This window comes from Blautia sp. HCP3S3_D9, assembly GCF_052063845.1.
Lineage (GTDB): Bacteria > Bacillota > Clostridia > Lachnospirales > Lachnospiraceae > Blautia_A.
This window is the reverse complement of the sequence record NZ_JBQHWS010000014.1, coordinates 26,212-50,172: the sequence shown is the minus strand read 5'-3', so window position 1 is coordinate 50,172 and position 23,961 is coordinate 26,212. Positions and strand designations below refer to the sequence as shown.

Below are 23,961 nucleotides of genomic sequence, written 5' to 3'. Positions count from 1 at the left end.
AATGAGTTTGTCGTACAGGGTCACTTTCCTTTGTAATAGTTGTCGCAAACTTATTATACATCAGAAAGTCCCTGTACGATATTTTTTATTCAAAAAGTTGTAAAGTGGTGTTTGATTATTCAACGGATAAATATTCTATGTTCAATTTCTATATTCTTTATAAATATAAGCATCCATAGTCTGATTCCTGTAAGTATTTTACTTAGAATCAATATAAACACAGATTGCAGAATAATTATCCATATCTTTACCCTCACCATGTTTCTGCACAATCTTCTCCATTTTCTCAAGCCATTGTGCCACGCTGTAGGACTGTTTCAAGGTTTTCTCCATCTCTTTCTCTGTGATCAGTTCCCAGAAACCATCTGAACAAAGGATAAATGCCTGATCTCCTGTTTTCTCAATGGGGTCAGCCAGTGAATAAGCTTCCCCTTCCCACGGTGTCCCGAGAACACGCAGTACTCGGTTTCTGTCCTTATGATGCCGGATTTCCCTTTCTTTAATCTGGCCTCCCAGTGCAAGCATCTGCGGTACACTGTGATCCAGAGTTCTGCTTACCATCCGGTCTTTGTGAAAATAATAGAGTCTGGAATCTCCGATATGTCCCCAACGTATCTGTTTTTCTGTAATCTGGAGCACAACCATAGTGCTCTTCATTTCTTCTTTTTTTCCTTTTTGTGCTTTCTTCTGCAGAAGCCATTGTTGTGCGTTTTCAAACGCATGAGACAGATACTCATTACTGTCTCTCTCCCGCCGGAATACATCAATTGCTTCTCCTGTCACACAGGCCGAAGCTTCATCCCCGCCCCCGTGACCGCCAAGACCGTCTGCAAGTGTAAATACATAGTTTTCTTCCATCGTACACATCTCTACAGAATCCTCATTACACTGCCTGCTGCCTGGGCGACTTATCATTGAATAGCTAATCATACTATTGGTCCTTCCATTATTGTTTTAATACGCCACTGCTTTTTCAAAATGCTGATAATCAATCGGATTTGTCCAATTACCTCCCCAGGTGAATCCATATTTCGTAAATATAGAGTAACAGATATCTTCATCACTTGCTACGATTACATGCGGTTCACCAACATATCTGTTGTTCACATACTCATCCGCATTTCTATGACTATTTTTCCCATTTTCCACATATGGGTTCTGCTGTGGATTAATATCTATTGCTCTTCCATATCCATGATTGGAAATACTCTCTCCACCGGTTACCTGTCTATAACAAAAACAAGAAGTATTATTCTCTTCAATAGAATTGTTATCTGCTTTGTTTCCATCAGTTCCTAGTATCCAGTAATCGTCAATCAATTTCATAGAGTTTATCTCATATTTATTATTAAATAATTCTTTGAAGATATTTAGCACATCCTCCTGAATGTCTACGTTAACAATCATTTCTCCCAGCATCACCTGCTGCTCAAAATTATAATATGGGATAGTCAGATATCTGAGATCTTCCAAGGCAATATCATTATTATCTCGATAAGATTTCCCGTTAATCCTGTTGAAAACCGCATCACCTCTTTCAATTACAGAGGAAGTAAAATATTTATCGATATTTATAATTTCATCATCACTGATTGCTTCACCGGCTCTTAACTGTACATCTAAAAATGCTGAATTTCCTGATGATGGAGAAAGCATTCCTTCTTCCTGTGTTGTCTCTGTCTGTGATTCCACTGCCTGTGCTTCTTCATTCTGTTGGACAGCTTCTGTCTGTGTCTGCTGTAAAGTCTGCACCTGCTGTTTCAGATCTTCCACATCCTGTTCAAGCTGAGTAATCTTGTCATCTTTTTCTTTCAACTGACTATTAGCTGCTTTATACTTTTGTTTAATTTCTGTTTTCTGTGACTGTAAATAATCGTAATTTCTTCTTGTCTGTAAATACAGAATTCCTTCCACTACAGAAACTCCTGCCAGTACAACACAAAGCACTGTAAGAATGATAAATTTCACACGTCTCTTTCTTTTTTCAAGCATCTTGTTTCTCCCTCGTATTTCTCATAAAGATTTCTATCTTAAATTTTAAGTAAGTCTCACCCACTTCTTACTGCTTTTCGCAATTGAATCGAAGAACTTACTTGATTCGATTAAATTCTCATCCAGATCCATCTTCCAAGAAAAATCATTCCGGCTACCAGCAACATCATATTTTCCTGTTTAGCTCCAATATGAAACCACCTCCGAAGTTGTGTCCGGAATATATAATAGACTCCTCCCAGAATCACTATCGGAAATAATGGATGATACGCAAATGCCTGTCTGAAATCCAGTTTTAATACAAAAATCATAGCCCGCGTCATGCCACATCCCGGACATTCGACATGCAGAAATAACTTAAACGGGCATCTGTAAAACAGACAGAATAGAAATATCAGCAGTATTTCTCCTGCTCTCTTTCCAATTTCTTTTATATTCAATGTTTTCAAACTATTCATACGCTTTTTCTCTAAACTATATATTCTTATTCATTATAATACATGTTTTCATGTTTTTCCACTATGTAGACCATCATTTTATGCGCATATTTATGCTATTAATGTTATTAATCAGTTCCTGTTTTGGGTTGTATTACATGCATTTTGTGATTATAATAAAACTATCTAACCCAAGGAGTTACATATGAAAATAGAAAATTTATGCATACATTGCATGCAGGAAAAAAACAGTGCCAGTGAAATCTGCCCTTTCTGTGGATTTGATCCGAAAACAGCAGAAATCCCACCTTATCATCTCCAGCCATTTTCCATTCTTGCAGGTAAATATCTGCTTGGTATGGCGATCGGCGAAGGCGGTTTTGGCATTACTTATATTGGTATGGATCTGAATCTGGAAATGAAAGTTGCGATCAAAGAATACTATCCAAATGGATGTGCAACCAGAAACAGATCTGAAAGCAATACCGTCATTTCTTATTCAAGTTCTATGCATGACATATTTGAAGAAGGACGGGAGAAATTTATTAATGAAGCAAGGCTTCTGGCAAAGTGCAATAACTTACCTGAAATTGTTTCAGTGAAGGACTTCTTCAAGGAAAATCATACCGCATATATTGTAATGGAATATATCAACGGAATGACCCTGAAATCCTATCTGAAACAAAATGGAGGAAAGCTCTCTGCTCAAAAAACGTTGCAAATGATGCAGCCAGTGATCCATTCTCTGGCAAAAGTTCATGATATGAATCTGATCCATCGTGATATCAGTCCTGACAATATCATGCTCTGTAAAGACGGAGCAGTTAAAATTCTTGATTTCGGCGGTGCCAGAGATTATATTTTCTCAACCGGAAAGAGTATGTCTATTATGTTAAAACCGGGATATACACCGGAAGAACAATACCGTGCCCACGGAAACCAGGGTCCCTGGACAGATGTCTATGCGCTGTGTGCCACGATGTACCGCTGCATCACAGGAACTATTCCTCCGGAATCTCTGGAACGTGCCTATCACGAAAATCTGCAGCCGATCCGGGAACTTGCTTCTGACTGTCCGCCTGCAGCTGCCTATGCAATTGAAAAAGGTATGAGTATTCATACGGAAGATCGTTTCCAGTCCATGCAGAAGTTATATTCTGCACTTTATGAATCAGAAAATTTTACAGAGATGCCGAAGTCTGCACCAAAGCCACCATCAACGCCGGCCAGATCTGACGACAATAAGAAGCCAAAACCCAAAAAGAAATACAGAGGGCTTAAAGTTATCCTTATTCTCTGTATTCTTGTTATTATTTTTATGTGGGTCATGTATCTGACTCAGAATCAGACGATCAGCATAAATATAACCGCTCAGAACGAAACTTCCGATTTTATAGAAAATTGCAATGAATCGCAAGATTTTACAGAAGTCTACAATGCATCATCCGATTTTACAGTTACTGCTAATTTTGTAGAATCTGATATAGAAGAAGATGTGAATGTAGCTTAAATGACAAATAGCTAGTTTCAGTAAGTCGTATGAGTCCAAACAATCGTTTCGCAATTTATATCTATGCCAATATATAGTTCATACACTCACTGCAATAAAGAAAGAAGGAATCTCCACATGAATAAACTGTTCACAACAATCATATTAATCACTGGTCTTCTGGCGGCAGTCTGTCTGGGTGCTTCTTCCATACACAGCAATACTGCTGGAGATATTATAAAAAATAACGTTACCAGTCTTCTGGAAGATACCACATTGACAGATTCCGAAGATAGTGAAAACAGCTTACTGAAAGATCTGGTACATAGTCTGGCAGGCGAAACTGCCAAAGTTGTTGGAGATCAACTTGTTGAAATCAAAGAAGTTTCCCGATTGCTTTTCATGTATAAAATCAGTTTTATTATACCCTGCATTTTTTCTGTTTTATCTGTAGCAATTTCAGGATTGCTGACAAAGCGGTGGAAATATCTGCTCAGTTACGGATTTTGTTTACTGAGTGGTATCTTTTTAGTTGTAACGGATTTTCTGTACATCCCGTGGCGGATCAAATCCAGCATTCCGGATATTATTTCCGATTACATCCAGGATATTTCCATTACCTTTACTGATCTGTTCAAAATCATGGTACATTCCAGCGGCATCACAGTATTCCTTGGAATCTTCTTTCTGCTTCTTACCGCAGTGATCAGCTTAACTGCATATTTTGTAAATAAGGATATCTACTTATCAAAAAACAATTAGATTTTTGAGTAAAAAAGCAAAGACAGGAGGTTCATCAGTCCGTCACTGACAAGCCTCCTGTTTCTTATTCCTGTTTTTCTTATTCTTCTATTTCCATTTTATCCAGGCCTGTACGCATTCATCTGAAGAATTCTGCTCGTTTTCACAGATTAGAATGTCACCTCTGTCTTAGAACCTTCTGCTGCCAGAATAATTCCCTCTTCTGTATCTTTCACTACGCTTCCACCTTCAACTGCAGAAACTTCATGAATATTTCTGAGCAAATATGTCATTCCCGGATTCTCTTTGGTTGTTTCCAGAGTCAGTTTATTTTCCTCTTTTACTGCATTCACTGTAAATGCAGATTCCCCTGTACGTGTCACTACTTCACAGGAGCTTGTTCCATTCAGTTCATAAACCTGGATCTGTACATCTTTCTCCAGCTCATAATCAACAGTAGTATCTACTGCACCGATCGGAAGCAGAGTATTTTCTCTTACGAATACAGGCAGTGAGAAGAAGTCATAGTCTTCTTCATACCATCTCCCGCCGTCTTTTACCTCTCCGCTTAAGAGATGGGTCCATTTTCCGGCCGGCAGATAGTATTCTGCATGTCCTTCTTTATTGAAGATTGGTGCAACCAGGATGCTGTCACCTAACATGTACTGCATATCCAGATATTTTGTTGCAGGGTCATCGTTGAATTCCATGATCATTGCACGCATGGACGGAATACCGGTTCTGTGGGATTTCACAGCCATGGAATACAGATATGGAAGTAATCTTAATTTCAGTTTTGTAAATTTACGGCAAACATCTACTGCTTCTTCATCAAACAGCCACGGTACACGATAGCTCTTGGATCCGTGAAGACGGCTGTGTGTGGAAAGAAGGCCAAACTGCAGCCAGCGTTTGTATACATCCGGTGCTGCTGTCATTTCAAATCCGCCCATATCATGGCTCCAGAAGGAGAATCCAGACAAAGTAAAGGACAGACCGCCACGTAAACTCTCGGCCATAGATGCATAGGTTGCAGAACAGTCTCCGCCCCAGTGTACCGGGAACTGCTGTCCGCCTGCTGTCGCACTTCTTGCGAAAAGGATTGCTTCTCCTTCTCCTTTTACTTCTTTAAGCAGACTGAACACAGCCTGATTGTAAAGGTATGTATAATAGTTGTGCATAGAAACAGGATCAGATCCATCGTAGTATTTCACATCGATCGGTATTCTCTCACCGAAATCTGTCTTAAAGCAGTCAACGCCCATATCCAGCAGAGTTTTCAGTTTGTTCTGATACCATTTCACTGCATCCGGGTTTGTAAAATCAACCAGTCCCATTCCCGGCTGCCAGTTATCGATCTGCTTAATACCTCTTCCGTCTGCACGCTGTACCAGATATCCATTCTCCAGACCTTCTTTAAAGAAGTTGGTTCCCTGTGCAATATACGGATTGATCCATACGCAGATCTTCAGACCTTTGTCTTTATATCTCTTCAACATTCCAGGTACATCCGGGAAGATTCTGGAATCCCATTCAAAATCACACCAGTGGAATTCTTTCATCCAGAAGCAGTCGAAATGGAATACACTTAAAGGAATATCTCTGTCTGCCATTCCCTGGATAAAGGAATTTGTTGTCTCTTCATCGTAATTTGTGGTAAAGGATGTGGACAGCCATAATCCGAAAGACCATGCCGGCGGCAGTGCCGGTTTTCCTGTAAGGTCCGTGTAGTTCTCGATCACACCCTTGATGTCATCGCCATAGATAATATGATATCTGATCTCTTCGCCTTTTACAGAGAATCCAACATTTTCTACTTTCTCACTTGCAACTTCAAAGGAAACATGATCGCTGTGATCTACAAATACGCCGTAATGTTTGCTTGTTACATAGAATGGAATATTCTTATAGGAAATCTGGGAAGCTGTACCGCCATCTTCATTCCAGATATCAACAACCTGACCATTCTTTACAAATGCTGTAAATCTCTCACCCAGACCATATACGCATTCTCCCGGTGCAAGGGAAAGCTCAGTTACCATGTATGGCTGATACTGTGCTGCCATATAGTTTGGTTCCGGGAATTTCGTCAGAGTGGCTCTGTCATACTGCATATATCCAAGATTGCGGAATCCGATGTTTGTAAGAACTTTTCCGTCTGCTTCATAAGTAATTTTAAAATCTTTCAGATCCACTCTTACTGTCATTCTTCCGGCTTTCATTACCGCTTTTGAATCCGTAATTTCTACTTCTGTTTCCTGTGGATCTTCATTCAGTTCATATCTCGGCTCACCTTTTACGTAGCCTTCATAGTGATAGCTTCTGACACTGATAATATCCTTACGTATGGAAGTAAACTCTGTAGTGATGGTTCCTACGTCCAGAGCACCGCCTCTGTCATTGATCTCACGGAACGGAGAAACGATTCTCATTCCGCCCGGAATTGCTTCCGCTGTAAAAGCCTGCATCGCATAGGATGCGTTTGCACGTTCATTCTTCTCCCAGTAACCTTCTGTGAACTTCATTCCTGATCCTCCTGTTTTGATCAAGCAGGTAAAATCATCCGCTTTGCTGTTTGTCATAACCAGATAGATGCCTTGCTGTCCGGTTAAAATTAGGTTTCTATTGTCTCTTTGAGTTGTTTAATTATGAAGCAGAAACAACTCATTTTGTTATTCTCAATATAACCCGTTTTATGTGCAGTGTCAACATTTTATTCGCTATCTTCCATTATTTTATTGTAAGTTTTCTTCATAACCTTTAATAAAACAAAAAACACTTTCCCAAAGCTTTTCCGTCCATCGAAATATTGTTGAATAATTTTCTGCTATAATAAAATAATTTGGATTTCAGTTTCTGCCATTAATGCAAAATGGACTGACGATATCATTACAAAAATGATATCCAGACAGCCCATTCTGACACTTCTCTATCCAGCTATATACAATTTATTTTTTATCACTCACAACTTCAATTTCAAACAGACGTGCACAGATTTCCTCTTTCATTCTCACGCTCAGAGAACTTTCTGCTGCATTCCATCCAAATGTAACCGGACGTTCCTGCGGATATGCACAGCGGATTTTCACTTCTTTTCCTGCAAGTCTTGTCATTGGAAGTGTGATCCTGTCTTCACCGCCTCTGCGCCATACTGCCACATAGTGCTTCTTTCCTGCGTCCAGAGCCAAAGCAGACCAGTTGTCAGAATAACTGGAAGTTCCGATCGGCCAGTACGGATATGCCTGGCGGATGTCTCCACGGATGGTTTTATAATAATCCAGCGCTTCCTTTACCAGTCCCTTCTGAACATCTGTGATCTCTGCCAGATGACCGCTCTGATGGATACGGAGAAGAATGGCATTTACCATATTAAAGATAGTCTCTTCCTCACTTGCTCCTGCTTTGGGATAAGACCAGACAGCAGCCTGTTCCATAGCAACTGCCAGAGGTGCATTGGCAGATATCGTTGCATAATATCTGTAATCTTCCTGATCACTGGTAGACTGAATACTATATCTGGAAAGCATCGCATAGTCCATACGCAGACCACCACTGGAACAATTCTCAATGATCAGATCCGGATATCTCTCAAAAACACTGTCCAGCCATGCCAGATAAGCTCTCTCATGACCAAGCAGTCCCTCGCCTGGGCATGCAGCATCTACTTCTGTGCCGATTCCTGGTTCAATATTATAATCCATTTTGATATAACCGATTCCATATTCCTGTACCAGACGATCAATTACTTCATTTGCATGCGCGATAACTTCTGGCTGACGGAAATCCAGCTGATATCTGCTTCTGTCATAAATTCGTTTTCCATGTCTATGGAAGAATGCTTTCTCCGGCATTTTCTCTACCATAGGACTCTTGATTCCCATTACTTCAAGCTCCAGCCAGAGTCCCGGAATCATTCCTTTTGAACGGATATAGTCGATCACTTCTTTGATCCCACCCGGGAAACGTTTCTGAGATGGTTTCCATTCACCTACCGCATCCCACCAGAATCCATCGGCATACCAGCCGGCATCAATGCAGAAATATTCACATCCTGCTTTCGCTGCTGCATCGATCAGCGGGAATTCTTTCTCTGTAGTTGGATCTGCCCAGAGACAGTTCATATAATCATTGAAAATAACTCCAAGCTTTTCATTATCCTGATTTTCTCTGCGGAGCGCTCTTCTGTATTTCGTCAGTTCTTTTGCCATATTTCCAAGGTCACCAGTCACTGCACCTACACCTGCAGGTACTGTAACAAATTTATCTCCCGGTTTCAGGTCTTTAAACCAATGGGACTGCTGTTCCGTCGGACCGCTGAGCTGTACATACAGATGATTGGTAAAATCACTGACTTCCCAGTGCCAGGAACCGTTATGTTCAATCTGCCAGAACAGTCTGCTGCCTGTTTCTGTATTTCTCACATACCCCATTGGAATGTAACTCTTTGCAGACCAGTTTCCTGTATTGGTGATCTCAAAAGCTTTGGATGAGCGGACAGGTGCATTGAGCTGTGCAAATTCCATGCCGACCTCTGGAAGAGAATATTCTCTTACCTGAAGTTCCTTCTGCCATGCATTATGTACCACTCCGATACGGATCTTCTCATCAGGAGTCAGGATGCCTTCCTTCTCTACTCCATTCAGATTAAATGTAGAAACATATTCCAGAGTCTGCACTTCCGTACCTGTATTCTCAACCTCGCACCAGCATCTTACAACTGCAATCCCGTCAAAGAACTGAAAATGATTGATTGCCTGTAAGCCGGACTCTTCATCTGCAGTACAGATTTCCAGTTTTCTTCCTGTTTCATTTCTCTCATCTTTGTGGCTCACATATTTCATCCGATAGCCCGGTGCAGTTACGATATATTTTGTTCCGTGGCGCTCTTCCGGTCTGTCGTAGCCTGCTGCTTCTAACTCTACCAGTCTACAGCCATTTTCTTCATAGTCATTCTTCAGTGTCTTCTCATCAAATGGCAATGCGGAAAAATGCAGCAGACGGACCCCGCCGTCCTCTCTGATCTTCCATACCATGTAAATTCCATTCTCATGAATCTTAAATACTTTCTCCATCCTCTTCCTCTTTTCTGCATATTAACTGCAAAACATTAGCTTACATTTTTCTTTATTTATCGGACGACTGCCAGACAATAACACCATATCTTTTAGCCATTATCCGTTTATACCAGAATGCACAATCAATACCTAGTCACTTCTGCCGTCATATGTATTACTTCTGCAACATTCTTACACTTTCCCGCTCTATCAACTGCACTTTCGTTTTATAAATATAATCAGAACACTCTTCTCCCTGAATCAGTTTCATCAATATATCCACAGCCACATCCGCTTTCTCTTCCACATCAATCCTCATAGTAGTAAGTTCCGGATATACGATTGTTGCAAAGACATCGTCATCGATTCCCGCGACTGAAAACTCTTCCGGCACACGTATGTGATTTCTGCGAAGAAAAGAAATCATCTCTGCTGCATTTCTGTCCGTGGAAAAGAACAGCGCGGTATCTGTTCCTGCATATTTCAGCAATTCCCTGTATACTTCCTGTCTTCCTTCCATTTCTACCGGAAGCCATCTGGTATCCAGTTCACACCCTCTGTTCTCTGCCGCTATTTTAGTTCCCTGATATCTTCGGTAATCTGCGCCATGTTTATCATTTGCCAGATAAATAATCCTCCTGGCCCCGTGAGAAATCAGATATTCTCCCATTGTCATGCCCGCCTTTTCATCTTCAGAAGTCACAACATAGAACTTCTCTTCTTCCTTCGGCAATTCTCCCATATCAATGGCAACCATAGGTTTATCAGAAAGCCCTGCAATCTTTTTACAGTATGTAAAAGGCATGGAAATAGAAATGATCCCATCTACATTCCAGCCAAGAGTCATCTTCTCAATTTCTTCCACATTCTTATCTGAGAAGATCATAATATAATAACCCTTCTCTCGCAGAATCTGCTCCAGTCTGCCGATGATCCTTCCATAAAATGGGTTCTCATATGCTGATCCTTTTGCAAATGCCGGCGTGTTGATCAAAATGCTGATGATCTTTGAGCTCTTATTGGTCAGCGCATTCAGGCCCAGTCTGGGGATGTAGTTATTCTCCGCCAGAAGTTTCTCTATTCGTTCTATTGTCTCAGCTGAAACCCTGGCAGTCTTTTTATGCAGGACATTTGATACAGTCGTTGTGCTCACTCCTGCCATTTCTGCAATCTGTTTAATCGTTACCATGCGTATTCATTTCCTTCCATTTTATGAGCAGACAAAATTTCCCGACTGCTATTCCTGTCAAATATTTTGAAGTAATATCAGTATACTACATGTATACAGAGAACTGCCACATATATCTTGCATAAACCGGAAACTTTGTGGTAATATTCTCCAAAAATAAAACTATTACCTGCCGTCTTTCAGAAATTCATCTGATTCCACTTTTCAGTTAAACACTTTCACAGACGCAGATTACAACTTTAATCAGGAGGTATCATTATGTGTACAGCAGCAACTTATAAAACAAAAGATTTCTACTTCGGTCGAACCCTTGATTACGAATTTTCCTACGGTGATGAAATCACCATCACACCAAGAAACTACCCATTCCACTTCCGTCACTCTGACAAAGTCCTTGACTCTCACTATGCTATCATCGGCATGGCCCATGTAGCCGGAGACTATCCGCTCTACTATGATGCCATTAACGAAAAAGGTCTCGGCATGGCAGGTCTGAATTTCGTAGGAAACGCAGCCTATGCAGAACCAGTATCAGACAAAGAAAACGTAGCCCAGTTCGAATTCATCCCATGGATTCTCAGCCAGTGCGCCACCTTAGAAGAAGCCCGCCAGAAACTCTCCACCATGAACCTCACCAACACTCAGTTCAGCGAAAACTTCCCATGTGCCCAGCTCCACTGGATCCTCGCAGATGCTTCCGGCTGCCTTGTTATTGAATCTATGAAAGACGGCCTTCACATCTACGAAAACCCTGTAGGTGTCCTCACCAACAACCCGCCATTCCCACAGCAGATGTTCCAGCTCAACAACTACCAGTCCCTCTCCCCACGTCAGCCTGAGAACACCTTCGCCCCAGGATTAGAACTTCAATCCTACAGCCGCGGCATGGGCGCCCTCGGCCTCCCGGGAGACCTCTCCTCCGCCTCCCGCTTCGCCAAAGTCGCCTTCACCAAAATGAACTCCCGATCCGGTGACTCCGAAGCAGAAAGCATCAGCCAGTTTTTCCATATCCTCGGCTCCGTAGATCAGCAGAGAGGATGCTGTGAAGTAGACGAAGGAAAATACGAGATCACCCTCTACACCTCCTGCTGCAATGTAACCAAAGGAATCTACTACTATACCACCTACGAAAACCACCAGATATCAGCAGTAAACATGAACCATGAAAACTTAGACTCCGCCACCCTGATCCGCTACCCGGTTCTCACAGAACAAAAGATTCATTTTCAGAATTAATTTAACCAAATCAAGCAAGTAGCGAAGCGGATGATTTTATCCGCTTGACTAAATACCCCTGTTTATTAAAAAACAACTTTTATCAAAAAATTTTCAATATAAAACAATAAATAAAATAAGCGATAAAGCAGCACATACCCGAAACACCGTAAATCCATCCCACAATCCCCCAACACCCAGTACCGAAAAAAAGCCACCGCGAACACGCGGTGACTTTTTTGACCCAACCTGGCGAATCCGCCAGGTTAATAACTTTCCACACAAAAAAACCTTGCGCTCCTAAAAAAAGCGCAAGGGGTGTCCAGAGGGGACGCTGCTCAAGCGTCCCCTTTGGGATTTTCCTACCGTTTATCAAAACGCTAAATTTCTTTATGACTCGTAACCCTAAGTCGTGCCATAGCTCTGGACAGAGCTAGCTGATTCATATGATACTCCTGAATACTCTGCTTCTGTCTCATCTGCTCTTCTGCTCTCTCCTTCGCTTCCTGTGCCCTGCGGATATCAATCTCCTCAGGACTCTCTGCCGTCAGACAGAACAGCTTCACACGGTTATTGATCATCTCCACAAACCCACTGCTCACAGCCAGAACATGCTTTGTGCCATCAGCTTCCTCGAAACGCATTTCACCCGGAATGATAGCAGCAACAATATTCTCATGCTGTGCCAGAAAAGCCTGCTCACCATCAACAGCCGGAATTGTCAGGGTTTTGGCACGTCCTGCAAACGCCAGCTTATTACTGGCATAAATCTCAAGACCAAATGTATCTGCCATATCAAGTACTCCCTCTCAGCAATTACTCCTGACCCATCTCAGTCTTTGCTTTCTCGATGACATCCTCAATTGTACCAACATTGAAGAAAGCATTTTCCGGATACTGATCCATCTCACCATCAACGATTGCCTTGAATCCACGGATGGTTTCTTTCAGAGGAACATATTTACCCTTGATACCTGTGAAGTTCTCAGCTACATGGAACGGCTGAGAAAGGAACTTCTGGATCTTTCTTGCACGGAATACAGTGCTCTTATCCTCTTCAGAAAGCTCTTCCATACCAAGAATAGCAATGATGTCCTGAAGTTCTTTATATTTCTGAAGGATTTCCTGTACTTTACGTGCTACTTCATAATGTTCTTCACCTACAACATCCGGCTCCAGGATACGGGAAGTAGATTCCAGCGGGTCAACGGCCGGATAAATACCCTGCTCTACGATCTTTCTGGAAAGAACGGTTGTTGCATCCAGATGAGCAAATGTAGTTGCAGGAGCCGGGTCAGTCAGGTCATCGGCAGGTACATAGACAGCCTGTACAGATGTTACAGAACCATCCTTAGTAGACGCGATACGTTCCTGAAGTTCACCCATCTCAGTAGCCAGTGTTGGCTGATAACCTACGGCTGAAGGCATACGTCCAAGAAGGGCGGAAACCTCGGAACCAGCCTGTACAAAACGGAAAATATTATCAATGAAAAGAAGCACATCTCTGTGTTCCTCATCTCTGAAGTACTCAGCCATTGTCAGTCCGGTTTCAGCAACACGCATACGGGATCCCGGTGGCTCGTTCATCTGTCCGAACACTAAGGCTGTTTTTTCAAGAACACCGGACTCTTTCATTTCTGACCATAAGTCGTTACCTTCACGGGAACGCTCTCCAACACCTGTGAAAATGGAATATCCGCCATGCTCTGTGGCAATGTTCTGGATCAGCTCCTGAATCAGGACTGTCTTACCAACACCGGCACCACCGAACAGACCGATCTTACCACCTTTTGCATATGGTGCAAGAAGGTCGATAACCTTAATACCTGTTTCCAGGATTTCTACAGCCGGTTTCTGATGTTCGAAATCCGGCGGATCTCTGTGGATGACCCATTTCTGTTCTCCCTCAAGGGAAGGACCGTCATCTACTGTATCACCAAGTACGTTAAATAAACGTCCCAGTGTCTTATCACCTACAGGAACCTTAATGCCGCTTCCTGTGGCGATGACTTCTCTGTCACGCTGTAAGCCTTCGCTTGCGCTCAGCATAATGCAGCGTACCATATTGTTTCCCAGATGATGGGAAACTTCCATTACACATCTTTTACCGTTGTTCTCTACCTCAAGGGCATCCTTGATCTCAGGAAGATTTCCATCTTCAAAAACAACGTCTACAACAGGTCCCATAACCTGTACAATTTTACCTTTGTTCATCGTCGTCACTTCCTTTTTTGTGCTTTTGCACCGCTGACAATCTCAGTGATTTCCTGTGTGATGGCAGCCTGACGCGCACGGTTGTACTCAATGGATAATTCCCTGAGCATCTTCTTTGCACTATCCGTAGAGGACTGCATTGCCATCATTCTGGCATTATTTTCACTGGCATACGCTTCTACAAGACATCCATAGATCAGACCGGTCAGGTAATTTGGGATCATGGTATTCAGAAGTACATCGGCTGATGGTGACAGCACGATTTCCTCCTGTGGCATATCCGCAAGCATTGCCTGATTTGGCAGGAACTCTGCTTTCTTCAATGGAAGAAGCTGCATATTCACCGGCTCCATGGCAACTGCACTCTGCATCTCCGTATAGAAAATACGGACTTCGTCCAGTTCTCTGTCCAGGAACGCTCTGACAATCTCCTCTGAGATCAGACGCGCTCTGTGCATGGTCGGTTTCTGTACTGTATATGGAAAGTTCTCTGCGATATCCATATGTTTCTTCGTGAAATACTGACGGCCTACCATACCCAGCACATAAAGCTTGCAGTGCTCATGTTCTGCCATAAACTGTTCTGTCATTTTCTGGATATTATGGTTATAGGCACCTGCCATACCCTTATCACCGGTAACTACGATACAGCCGATCTTACGGTCTTCCTCCGCAATCTTATGACGGATACTGAAAAAAGGATGCTCTGTATCCGGCATATGACGCAGGATTCGGGAAATTGCTGCCTGCATATTATAGTAATACGGCTCTGTATCAGACAGGATTCTTTTGGCCTTCTGCATCTTGGATGAAGAGATCATATACATGGCATTGGTGATCTTCATGGTGTCCTGAATGCTTTTCATTCGAGTCTGAATCTCTTTCGTACTGCCCATATCAACACCTACCTGCTCTTATCTGCAAATTCTTCTGCCACTTTCACGATCTTTTCTGCCAGTTCATCCGGAAGCTGTCTCTTCTCCTCGATCTCTCTTCCGATTTCCGGATAAGCACTGTCAAAGTAGTCCAGCATATCTCTCTGATACTTCTTCATCTTCTTGGTTTCCACGTGCATCATTGCCTTGTGTGTTGCCGCACAAAGAGTGATGACCTGTTCATGAAGACTTAACGGGCTTGAAAGCGGCTGTTTCAGAAGTTCCATAAGTCCGCTTCCGTATTTCAGTTGCTGAGTTGTAGCCTCGTCCAGATCAGAACTGAACTGTGTAAAGATTTCCATCTCACGATACTGAGCCAGATCGATACGGACACTTCCTGCTGCTTTCTTCATGGCTTTTGCCTGTGCAGCACCACCAACTCGGGATACGGAAAGACCTACGTTAACCGCCGGACGCATACCGGAGTTAAACAGATCACTCTCCAGGAAAATCTGACCATCTGTGATGGAAATAACGTTTGTAGGAATATATGCGGAAAGGTCACCTGCCTGTGTCTCAATGATAGGAAGTGCAGTGATAGAACCACCGCCGGCCTTTTCATTCAGACGGCTGGAACGCTCCAGTAATCTGGAATGGAGATAGAATACATCTCCAGGATAAGCCTCACGTCCCGGTGAACGTTCCAGAAGCAATGACAGTGCACGATATGCAACTGCATGCTTGGATAAATCATCATAAACCATTAATACATCTTTTCCCTTATACATGAAGTACTCAGCAAGTGCAGTACCTGCATAAGGAACAATATACTGAAGCGGTGCACAGTCACTGGCTGTAGAGGAGAATACTGTTGTATAGTCCATAGCACCGTGTTTCTCCAGAGTAGATACGATCTTAGCTACTGTGGAAGCTTTCTGTCCGATTGCAACATAGATACAGATTACATCTTTGCCTTTCTGGTTCAGAATGGTATCCAGTGCAACGGAAGTCTTACCTGTCTGTCTGTCACCGATGATCAGCTCACGCTGGCCACGGCCGATCGGGAACATGGAGTCAATGGAAAGAATACCTGTTTCCAACGGAACTGTTACAGATTTTCTCTCAATGATCCCAGGTGCCGGATTCTCTACCGGGCGATACCCATCTGCCTTGATCTCGCCTTTACCATCGATCGGTGCTCCCAGAGCATTTACAATCCTTCCGATAAAAGCGTCACCTACAGGCACACCTGCCTGTTTCTGGGTTCTTGCCACCTTTGTTCCTTCTTTGATTCCTGTATCTTTACCGAACAGGATACATCCGATGCTGTTTGCACGGATATCCTGAACCATACCTTTCAGACCATTCTCAAAGGTTACAACCTCGCCATACATAGCATGATCAATACCATGTACCGTGGCGATACCATCTCCTACGGAGATGACTGTTCCTACTTCCTGGTCCTTGCTGATTTCGTCATAATTCTTAATTTCTTCTTTCAGAATCGAAATGATTTCATCTGGATTCATTGCAGCCAACTTTTATTCACCTCCGTGTCAATTTCTGTCTTAAATTGTTATAACGTCCGCGGAGACTCCAGTCGAACTCTTTGTCTCCGGCAGAAAGAATGAAGCCTCCGATCAAAGATTTGTCTTCTCTGAGAGTAAGGATTACTTCCTTTGCTCCAAATTCCCTGCGAAGGAAATCTTCCATCTTCTCTTTCTGGGCTTCTTCCGGTTTTGTTACATATGTGAGAACAGCTTTCAGGATTCCTTTCTGTTTACGGCTGTAATCGCCGTATGCTTCCAGGATATCATAAATGCTGCTGATTTTCTGATATTTACAGGTCACCTTCAGGAAATTTTTCATCTCCTGTGGGAATACCCTGTCAATTACATGTTCTTTTTCTTTTAAAGAAACCAGCGGATTCTCAAGAGCACCCTTTAACTGCGGGGTACTCCTGAAAATCTTTTCTGTCTCCAAAACAGCTTCTTCCGGGACAGAAAGCTCATATAATGCTTTTGCATAATTAATGCTTGTTTCCGTCATTGGAATCACCTGCCTCTTTTATAAACTGGTCATAAAGGGACAAATCCTGCTGACTGCTGTTTTTCTCTCCCATGATCTTTGAGGCTGCATCCAGCGCGATCTCTGCCACTCTGCTTTCCATAGCCTTCATAGCATTTTCCTGCTCTGTCCTGATATCTGCCTTTGCTTTGTCAAGCATTGCACCAGCCTGTGTGTTTGCATCTTTTACAATACGCTCAGCCTGTACTTTTGCCTCATCCTTTGCCTGGTTTACAATACGCATGGATTCGTCTTTCGCAGATTTCAGTGCATCTTCATATTTGCCTTTCAGTTCATATGCCTGTTCTTCTGTATCTTTGGCACTTGCGAACTGCTGATCGATCATGTTTTTTCTCTGCTCCATCACATTGAGGATCGGACCAAATAAGAACTTTTTCATTAAAAGATAAAGAACAATCAGGTTAATAATTGTAAAGACCAGGTTGATGTTAATCTCGATCACCTGTCCCACCTGCCTTTCTTAGTTATTCTTTATCCATCAATTAGCCAAGCATGATAACGATCAGAAGACCGATAACGAAACCGTAAATAGCTGTTGCCTCGGCAAGGGCACATCCTAAAAGAAGTGCTTTACTGATCTTGCTTTCTGCTTCCGGCTGTCTTGCGATTGCTTCTACTGCTTTGGATGTTGCCATACCAATACCAATACCTGCTCCAATACCTGTCATAACTGCGATTGCTGCTCCGATAGCTACTAACATAACTCTTTCCTCCTGTTGTTCAACTAGAATAAACTAAATATTACAAATCTCTTTTTGTGAACTGCTATCCTCTTCTATATCGCGATTGCGGATAACAGTTTATCACTGTTTTTTTCTGTCGTTGTTTATGTAATTTGAATTTATGTAAAAACAGATAAACAGTAATTCTTATTTATTCGATGGCTTCCTTAATGAACAGTGAAGTCAGGAATACAAATACATAAGCCTGGATGAATCCGTCAAAGAAATCAAAGTACAGGCTGAATGGGATAGGAAGAATCGCCGGGCATATAAACTCGAGGAGTTTCATGACCACATAGCTTCCTAATACATTACCAAAAAGTCGCATACAAAGTGATGTCGGACGAATGGCGATCTCAAGAATATTGATCGGCAGCATAACCGGTGACGGTTCTGCAAAGCTCTTAAGAAAACCTTTCAAACCTTTCTTGTGAAATCCTGCATACTCGATCAGGAAAATACTTGTGATTGCCAGACCGATGGTACAGTTTAAATCCTTTGTAGGCGGTACAAATCCAAACACACCGAAAATGTTTGCTATTCCAATGTAAATGACAACCGTCATCAGATAGGGAATATATATTTTTCCCTCTTCTCCAAGGATATCCTTAAAGAAGTCATGAAGAAAACCGACGCCTGCTTCTAAGAGGAGCTGTTTCTTACCGGGATTCTCCACACTCAGGTTTCTCACGAGCACCAATGACAAAATTAAAAGCACTGCCATGATGATCCATGTCACTGCTACTGATTCTGCGATCGGTATTCCTCCAAACACTGGTATGGTAAAAACTGTCTTACATTGAAGTTCTTCCATTAACGTGCTTGCTAAATTACCCGTTTCTTTTCCCTCCTTTTCTATTCTGAATCGCTGAAAGACATTCACACTCTCTTATCATGTCCGTCTTAGATGTCTTTCCCCGGTGTCCGTCTTAGATGCCTCTTCCTGAAGTCTGTCCCTGCTGTCTTTACCTGCCGCCTGCCTTAGATGTCTCTTCCTGAAGCCCGTCTGTGATGTCCTTACCTGCTGTCTGTCTCAGATGTCTTAGTTTAGTCGAAAGTCTGAAAGCTCCTGACCATATATATGATCCGTGAGAAATATAAAACCTTTCTAAAAGTTTCATAAATTCTTTCAGCGATTCAAGATTTTGAGATTATTATATTCGAATCTGTTAAAAAGTCAACAATCATTTTGACTGTTTTAGACAAAAAGAGATTGTTTTTTTGTGCATTGTAACCATTTCTTTTTTTAATTTTACTTTTTTTCTCAATTACAATAGTGCATTTTCACGGAAAAAGGCTGTTTTTCTTTGACTGAACTGTGAAGCGATGATATTATTTTATATAGTTTTTATATAAATTTTATATTACTTCACTTACCAATTTGTAGATTGGTAATACCATTTATTTATATCAGCATTCACTATTATATAAAAAATATAAAAGGGAGTTATACTATGCAGATCATTTGTCTTGGAGACAGCATTACCGACTGCGGTCATTTACTCGATGATTTTCCTCTGGGTAATGGATATGTGCAGATGCTTGCAGAAATGTTTCAGAAAGAAATTCCCGGCAGACGGACAGATTCATATTCTGACAACTCCAGATCGTTTTTATCAAATACAGTACAAATTAAAAACTACGGATTCGATGGCTTCACCATATCAAGAGTCCTGGACAATATCCGCCAGCACCGGATTTCCCTGCACCGTTCTCCTGTTGTAACGCTGCTGATCGGCATTAATGATATCGGGCTGATGATGAATACAAACCGCACTGCTTCTCAGCAGAAACAAATGATGGCAGAATTCTCTGAGCATTACGATGAATTGCTGAAGCTGCTCACTGCAGATGCCAGACAGGTAATCCTTATGGAGCCATTTATCTTTCCGCATCCGGAAGAATATCAGACATGGATTCCACATGTTCGTACCATGTCTGACCTTATCCAGAATCTTGCTGCAAAATACCGGCTGCCATTTGTGCCACTGCATGATGATCTGAATAAAATAACAGCTGAACAGGGATTTGATGCAATTACTATAGACGGCATTCATCTTACCGCCCATGGACATGAATTGCTTGCCCGTAAATTATATCCCCTCGTTCTGGAGACAATCGCCGGATAAATGATTGTTCACTTCACGCCCGGCAAAGTGCTTCATAACGAATATTATAATAAACGAAAGTTTTCTTGCACATCGTTTCTAAACTCTGTATAATTCTAAAAAGACACTTTTGCATGCCTGTGGATTTCTGTAAGTTTTCTATAACAGAGAACCGTTATGGCATCTTCATGCATAAACATGCATTTGTGGACTCATATTGAAAGGAGTCTTCCTTATATTATGGAAACTACAATTAAACAGATTGAAGATATGTCTCTGAACGCCTGGCCGTCTCACAAGATGGAACTGTATGACGGCTGGATCCTGAGATTTTCTTATTTTTATACACACAGAACCAATAGCGTAGAGCAATTCGGCAATTCTACTCTTACATGGAGAGAGAAAATCCCATACTGTGAAAGCGTATATAAACGCCTGGGAACACCGGCTGTATTTAAGATCAGCCCTCTTGTTTCTCCTGACTTTGATTATGTTCTGGAGAACCGTGGATATGCCATCCAGCATACCACCAATGTCATGGCGATGAGCATGAATGCCGCGCGTCTGGACGCTCCGTATCCGGACGTAACGTTCTACGATAACATTCCATCTGAATGGATTGAAAGTCTGTTTCGCTTAAAGAACACTACCAACCCCGTTCACCGCAAAGTCGTTCCATCCATGTATCAGGCGATCCTCAAAGAAACTATCTGCGCCTGCATCCGTATGGACGGCCAGATCATTGCAACCGGACTCGGCATTCTGGACAGAGATTACATCGGGATCTATGCCATCCATGTAAAAGAAGAATATCGCAAACACGGCTATGCACGCCAGATCTGTACCGGACTTCTGAAAGAAGGGATAAAGAAAGGTGCGCAGAATGCATACCTTCAGGTTGTAGAGGGAAATGACAATGCCCGTGCACTGTACAAATTGCTCGGATTCAACCAACTTTATACTTACTGGTTCCGTGTACAGCCGGATGAGAACGGTAACTATCCACCAGAAAAATAAAATGCTCTGATCATGGCAGGCATGTCCCCGCCCACTGTTCATTGCTTTTCACAATTGAAGCAGAAGATTTACTTGATTTGATTAAGTTTCAGAATATAATAAAAACAGACTCTCTGTAAAGTACTTCATATTTTACTTTACAATGAGTCTGTCTTTTTATATCATAACTTTCTTCTTTTTCGGGGAATCGATTGATATGTAATTAACATAGTCCGCGCAAAACCATGTTTTCTTAACTATCTTATCAGTCCATTATTCAAGTCTTAATTCTATCTCAATTATACGGTTTTGTTCTTCAGCACTGCAGGTGCCGCATTCTCAACAACCATTGCTGTCAGCGGGCTGAAATACAGCAGGCAGGTCAGTACACAGTAGATCGGGATCATGATCGCGAACTGTACCAGTCTTCCAGGCATGATCGCGTAGAAGTTATATCCAAGCATAATTACAAGTCCTGCTGTTGTAAATACCAGAGAGCTGAGAACCGCTGTTACTACAATAGATACGCAGATGCCAACTGTCTTTCCTGTTTTCTTCTTGTTTGCAAATAACGGTTTTGCAAGAGCAGGAAGAACGCCCCAGAGAACTGCTGCAACTGTAATAAACGGGTTTACTGCATATCCTTTCATAAAACATCCGATGATATCTGCACATAATCCACAGACACCACCAGCTACCGGGCCAAGCCACAGACCTGCAAGAATTGTACTTACACTTCCTACAGAAATACGGTATGCACCGAGATCAATCACCAGAACTCGTGTGAGTACCAGATGCATGGCGATCAGAAGAGCCATGAACACCAATGTTTTTACATTCCAATATTGTTTTTTCTGCATAATAAAAACACCTCCATAATGTGTTTAAAAAATAGAGTAGTTACCATAAATAATAATCCCTCCACATTATGAGATGTCCTCATATGTAGCAACGGGTGCGGAAATCATATCGTAAGCAGCACGCTTTCTACTTTTCGTTTCACGGCGACTCCCCAGCCTGTGAACACTTGACGCATAAAATCCTACTTCGCTATTATTTATTTATCGAAATTATATCACAATCCATAGAAATTTCAATATATTTTTCGTTATTATTTTGTCAAATTTATAGTCTGTTTATTGTACATATTTCACGAAAACCAGTTACTGTCAGCTCACAGCAGCACACTTCCCAGAATCTTATCAGTTCTGTCAGATATTCGTAATCCGTTTTACTACTTCTCCATAACCCAATAACTCTTTCGCAGTTTTCCTTAAACAGCGAACAAAAAACTCACATAAAATAACCGCATATACTAATACTATCCATTATACAGACAGATGGATCACATCTGCTATAATCATGGAGGTAAAAAAATGTCAGAAAAGCGTAAAAATAGCTGCCAAAATCCTTACAATGTATGTTATGATAATTACCTGAATACCAACGCCTGTACAGAATGTACCGGCCTGATATCTACTCCTGCCAAAGACAATGACGAATGGGAAAACTACCGGAAAATTTTTGACTTTATCCCAGATCCGCCTGAAGATGATATCTCTTCTCATAAATAATTATGTTTTGAGATCATTGCACTGCACCTGGCAGGAATAATGCTCAAACGAATGATTTATCGGAGGTCCTGTCTTTACTATGAAAAAACTGCTTGCTGCATGTGTCTGTACCGTTCTCACTTTCTCTGTGACCGGCTGCAGCCCTGGAACTGTACTGGAACAATTTACATCTACCGGAGATACTTCTGCCCGGGAAATCGCTTCTTCAACTGATACCACCACTACAACCGAATCCAAAGACCGCGTTTATATGGATGAGATTTCCGGTACTCTACAGGATTTTTCCGGAAGCCAGCTCATCCTGAATACAGACGATGCATCTTATGTATTCAATGTTTCCAACGCCACACTGGAGTGTAAAGGCGGAATGATCACCGGTGATGAGATCAGTATTATTTATGAAGGACAGCTCTCCAATACAGATACAAGCAGTGTTCGTGTTCTGAAAGTAGTGGATGAATTCCACAAGAAGAACAAACTGAAGAAACGTACTGCTCACGGGCAGGTCATATCTCTGACCTCCAATACGATCACCATAAAAAATAAAAAAGGCAAAACTGCTACTTACCCGATCACCGGAACGAAACAATATTATCAGAACGGCATCAAATCCGGCGACTGGGTCTACCTTACCTTTAAAGGTGAATTTCCGGATACTTCTGATGATTCCTCTGCGTCTTTAAACGCTAGTCATCTGAAAGTCCTGAGTATTTCCGACCTGAAAGACCTGCAGATTCCGGATCCGACACCTACACCTGAACCGACAGTTACACTGACACCGGAGCAGATTGCGAACCGTGAGAAACAGTTTCTGGTAACCATCCAGGCAGTAAATCTGAATATTCTTCAGGTTCTTCCTGCTGGCAGTGATACTCCGCTAAGCATTGATATGTCTGCAATTCCCGCTTATTTTGAGGGCGGAATTGCTCCCGGTTCTCATGCAAATGTGACTTATATTGGAAATCTGGAAGAGGACACTCTGGAGGGCATTCGTATCATTGCCGTAACCGGAGAAAATCCTGCCGGAATCGATGATAAACATATTTCCTTTACAGCAACCGGAACTATCATCGGAAGCACCGCTAATACGATCACCGTTCAGACCGACGATGGTGCAGTCGACACTTTCCGCATTGAAAACGCTCAGGATCTTACTGAAAGCGGTGTGGAATACGGCGACTATGTATGTGTTACTTTCCATCCGTCTAAATCAAAATCTTCTAATATTTATACTGCAGTCAAGATTCAGTATGCATAAGCCAAAAGC

22 protein-coding genes and 1 riboswitch are annotated in these 23,961 nt (G+C 42.0%); of the genes, 7 read left to right on the top strand and 15 right to left on the bottom strand.

Annotated features, from left to right (window positions below):
* Nucleotides 1-198: 198 nt before the first annotated feature.
* The 3 genes from ACTNES_RS05205 to ACTNES_RS05195 all read right to left on the bottom strand — a co-directional run bounded on the left by ACTNES_RS05205 (nucleotide 199) and on the right by ACTNES_RS05195 (nucleotide 2,450).
* Nucleotides 199-930: a PP2C family protein-serine/threonine phosphatase gene (locus ACTNES_RS05205; protein WP_441038724.1), complete on the bottom strand. Its 732-nt coding sequence runs from the start codon at nucleotides 928-930 to the stop codon at nucleotides 199-201.
* 24 nt (nucleotides 931-954) lie between these two features.
* Entirely contained in the window at nucleotides 955-1,992 is a 1,038-nt protein-coding gene (locus ACTNES_RS05200) for a M15 family metallopeptidase (protein ID WP_441038722.1), read from the bottom strand.
* A gap of 110 nt (nucleotides 1,993-2,102) precedes the next feature.
* A complete protein-coding gene (locus ACTNES_RS05195; RefSeq protein ID WP_441038720.1) occupies nucleotides 2,103-2,450 on the bottom strand; it encodes a DUF2752 domain-containing protein in 348 nt (115 codons plus the stop codon).
* Between the two features lie 184 nt (nucleotides 2,451-2,634).
* Here ACTNES_RS05195 and ACTNES_RS05190 point away from each other — a divergent pair, with 184 nt between their 5' ends.
* Both ACTNES_RS05190 and ACTNES_RS05185 read left to right on the top strand, forming a co-directional pair.
* Nucleotides 2,635-3,939 (top strand): serine/threonine protein kinase, encoded by a 1,305-nt coding sequence (locus ACTNES_RS05190; RefSeq protein WP_441038718.1) that lies wholly within the window; start codon nucleotides 2,635-2,637, stop codon nucleotides 3,937-3,939.
* 117 nt (nucleotides 3,940-4,056) lie between these two features.
* Entirely contained in the window at nucleotides 4,057-4,680 is a 624-nt protein-coding gene (locus ACTNES_RS05185; protein WP_441038717.1) for a hypothetical protein, read from the top strand.
* A 149-nt stretch (nucleotides 4,681-4,829) separates the two neighbouring features.
* Here the strand turns inward: ACTNES_RS05185 and yicI are convergent, their stop codons facing one another.
* The 3 genes from yicI to ACTNES_RS05170 form a co-directional block, all read right to left on the bottom strand.
* On the bottom strand, nucleotides 4,830-7,184 hold the full coding sequence (gene yicI, locus ACTNES_RS05180; protein WP_441038715.1) for an alpha-xylosidase: 2,355 nt from the start codon (nucleotides 7,182-7,184) through the stop codon (nucleotides 4,830-4,832).
* 423 nt (nucleotides 7,185-7,607) lie between these two features.
* A complete protein-coding gene (locus ACTNES_RS05175) occupies nucleotides 7,608-9,731 on the bottom strand; it encodes a glycoside hydrolase family 36 protein (protein WP_320813406.1) in 2,124 nt (707 codons plus the stop codon).
* Nucleotides 9,732-9,888: 157 nt separating this feature from the next.
* A complete protein-coding gene (locus tag ACTNES_RS05170; RefSeq protein WP_216458570.1) occupies nucleotides 9,889-10,902 on the bottom strand; it encodes a LacI family DNA-binding transcriptional regulator in 1,014 nt (337 codons plus the stop codon).
* Between the two features lie 258 nt (nucleotides 10,903-11,160).
* Between ACTNES_RS05170 and bsh the strand changes: the two genes are divergently transcribed.
* Complete coding sequence (gene bsh, locus ACTNES_RS05165; protein WP_291814397.1) at nucleotides 11,161-12,138, top strand: choloylglycine hydrolase; 978 nt, start codon at nucleotides 11,161-11,163, stop codon at nucleotides 12,136-12,138.
* A 359-nt stretch (nucleotides 12,139-12,497) separates the two neighbouring features.
* Here the strand turns inward: bsh and atpC are convergent, their stop codons facing one another.
* The 8 genes from atpC to ACTNES_RS05125 all read right to left on the bottom strand — a co-directional run bounded on the left by atpC (nucleotide 12,498) and on the right by ACTNES_RS05125 (nucleotide 18,830).
* Nucleotides 12,498-12,911 (bottom strand): ATP synthase F1 subunit epsilon, encoded by a 414-nt coding sequence (atpC, locus tag ACTNES_RS05160; protein WP_008706997.1) that lies wholly within the window; start codon nucleotides 12,909-12,911, stop codon nucleotides 12,498-12,500.
* A 22-nt stretch (nucleotides 12,912-12,933) separates the two neighbouring features.
* Nucleotides 12,934-14,331, bottom strand: a complete 1,398-nt coding sequence (atpD, locus tag ACTNES_RS05155; protein ID WP_008706999.1) for a F0F1 ATP synthase subunit beta — start codon at nucleotides 14,329-14,331, stop codon at nucleotides 12,934-12,936.
* A gap of 5 nt (nucleotides 14,332-14,336) precedes the next feature.
* Nucleotides 14,337-15,227 (bottom strand): ATP synthase F1 subunit gamma, encoded by an 891-nt coding sequence (gene atpG / locus ACTNES_RS05150; protein ID WP_008707001.1) that lies wholly within the window; start codon nucleotides 15,225-15,227, stop codon nucleotides 14,337-14,339.
* A gap of 8 nt (nucleotides 15,228-15,235) precedes the next feature.
* A complete protein-coding gene (gene atpA / locus ACTNES_RS05145; protein WP_055053388.1) occupies nucleotides 15,236-16,735 on the bottom strand; it encodes a F0F1 ATP synthase subunit alpha in 1,500 nt (499 codons plus the stop codon).
* Nucleotides 16,736-16,751: 16 nt separating this feature from the next.
* Nucleotides 16,752-17,255, bottom strand: a complete 504-nt coding sequence (atpH, locus tag ACTNES_RS05140; RefSeq protein WP_173705191.1) for an ATP synthase F1 subunit delta — start codon at nucleotides 17,253-17,255, stop codon at nucleotides 16,752-16,754.
* A complete protein-coding gene (atpF, locus tag ACTNES_RS05135; RefSeq protein WP_020993266.1) occupies nucleotides 17,236-17,736 on the bottom strand; it encodes a F0F1 ATP synthase subunit B in 501 nt (166 codons plus the stop codon). The genes atpH and atpF overlap by 20 nt, the downstream gene beginning before the upstream one ends.
* 40 nt (nucleotides 17,737-17,776) lie before the next feature.
* Complete coding sequence (atpE, locus tag ACTNES_RS05130) at nucleotides 17,777-17,995, bottom strand: ATP synthase F0 subunit C (RefSeq protein ID WP_019160512.1); 219 nt, start codon at nucleotides 17,993-17,995, stop codon at nucleotides 17,777-17,779.
* 172 nt (nucleotides 17,996-18,167) lie between these two features.
* Nucleotides 18,168-18,830 carry a F0F1 ATP synthase subunit A gene (locus ACTNES_RS05125; RefSeq protein WP_294649906.1) on the bottom strand — a complete coding sequence of 221 codons (663 nt, stop codon included), beginning with the start codon at nucleotides 18,828-18,830 and terminating at the stop codon, nucleotides 18,168-18,170.
* Nucleotides 18,831-19,470: 640 nt separating this feature from the next.
* Between ACTNES_RS05125 and ACTNES_RS05120 the strand changes: the two genes are divergently transcribed.
* Nucleotides 19,471-20,145: an SGNH/GDSL hydrolase family protein gene (locus ACTNES_RS05120; RefSeq protein ID WP_441038710.1), complete on the top strand. Its 675-nt coding sequence runs from the start codon at nucleotides 19,471-19,473 to the stop codon at nucleotides 20,143-20,145.
* Nucleotides 20,146-20,364: 219 nt separating this feature from the next.
* Entirely contained in the window at nucleotides 20,365-21,141 is a 777-nt protein-coding gene (locus ACTNES_RS05115; RefSeq protein WP_441038708.1) for a GNAT family N-acetyltransferase, read from the top strand.
* A 278-nt stretch (nucleotides 21,142-21,419) separates the two neighbouring features.
* Here ACTNES_RS05115 and ACTNES_RS05110 read toward each other — a convergent pair whose 3' ends face one another.
* Entirely contained in the window at nucleotides 21,420-21,980 is a 561-nt protein-coding gene (locus tag ACTNES_RS05110; RefSeq protein WP_216458564.1) for a folate family ECF transporter S component, read from the bottom strand.
* Between the two features lie 87 nt (nucleotides 21,981-22,067).
* Nucleotides 22,068-22,172, bottom strand: a riboswitch (THF riboswitch).
* A gap of 324 nt (nucleotides 22,173-22,496) precedes the next feature.
* Between ACTNES_RS05110 and ACTNES_RS05105 the strand changes: the two genes are divergently transcribed.
* The gene (locus tag ACTNES_RS05105) at nucleotides 22,497-22,694 is read left to right on the top strand and encodes a hypothetical protein (RefSeq protein ID WP_291807741.1); all 198 of its coding nucleotides are present in this window, start codon (nucleotides 22,497-22,499) and stop codon (nucleotides 22,692-22,694) included.
* Between the two features lie 79 nt (nucleotides 22,695-22,773).
* Nucleotides 22,774-23,952: a hypothetical protein gene (locus ACTNES_RS05100; RefSeq protein WP_291814383.1), complete on the top strand. Its 1,179-nt coding sequence runs from the start codon at nucleotides 22,774-22,776 to the stop codon at nucleotides 23,950-23,952.
* Nucleotides 23,953-23,961 lie beyond the last annotated feature (9 nt).